General features: G+C 75.6%; 1 pseudogene. It reads left to right on the plus strand.

Annotated features, from left to right (window positions below):
* Positions 1-649 (plus strand): annotated as a pseudogene (locus J1902_RS19065) (hypothetical protein); the annotation flags it as partial.
* Between the last annotated feature and the right edge of the window lie 339 nt (positions 650-988).

The raw sequence follows: 988 nt of genomic DNA on the forward strand, positions 1-988 counted from the left end.
CGTGCTGGGCGACTCAAAGGCCATCAACAAGGCCCCTGCCCCGGCAGCCTATGAGCCAGCTCCGTCCTACCCCGCACCGAAACCGGCTCTGGTTTCGGTTCCGGTGACCCTGGGCGCCACCTCGGTGGCCGTGCTGGGCGACTCAAAGGCCATCAACCAGGCCCCTGCCCATGCCCCGGCGTACCCGCCGGCCGACCCGCCGGTGGTGTACCCGCCGGCCGACCCTCCGGTCGTCTACCCGCCGGCGGACCCGCCGGTGATGCACCCGCCGGCGAACCCGTACCCGCCGGTGGCCTACCCGCCGGCGAACCCGGCTCTGATTTCGGTTCCGGTAACCCTGGGCGCCACCTCGGTGGCCGTGCTGGGCGACTCAAAGGCCATCAACAAGGCCCCTGCCCATGCCCCGGCGTACCCGCCGGCCAACCCGCCGGTGAACTACCCGCCGGTGGCGTACCCGCCGGCCGACCCGCCGGTGAACTACCCGCCGGTGGACCCGTACCAGCCGGTGGCCTACCCGCCGGCGAACCCGGCGCTGATTTCGGTTCCGGTACCCCTGGGCGCCACCTCGGGGGCCGTGCTGGGCGCCTCCAAGGCCATCAACACGGCCCCTGCCCATGCCCCGGCGGACCCGCCGGCCGACCCGGCGTAGAACTACCCGCCGGTGGCGTCCCCGCCGGCCGACCCGGCGTAGAACTACCCGCCGGTGGCGTCCCCGCCGGCCGACCCGGCGTAGAACTACCCGCCGGTGGCGTCCCCGCCGGCCGACCCGGCGTAGAACTACCCGCCGGTGGCGTCCCCGCCGGCCGACCCGGCGTAGAACTACCCGCCGGTGGCGTCCCCGCCGGCCGACCCGGCGTAGAACTACCCGCCGGTGGCGTCCCCGCCGGCCAACCCGCCGGTGAACGACCCGCCGGCGGCGTACCCGCCGGCCGACCCGCCGGTGGCCTACCCGCCGGCGAACCCGTACCCGCCGGTGGCCTACCCGCCG

Source organism: Arthrobacter cavernae, from assembly GCF_017368795.1.
In the GTDB taxonomy this organism is placed as follows: domain Bacteria; phylum Actinomycetota; class Actinomycetes; order Actinomycetales; family Micrococcaceae; genus Arthrobacter; species Arthrobacter cavernae.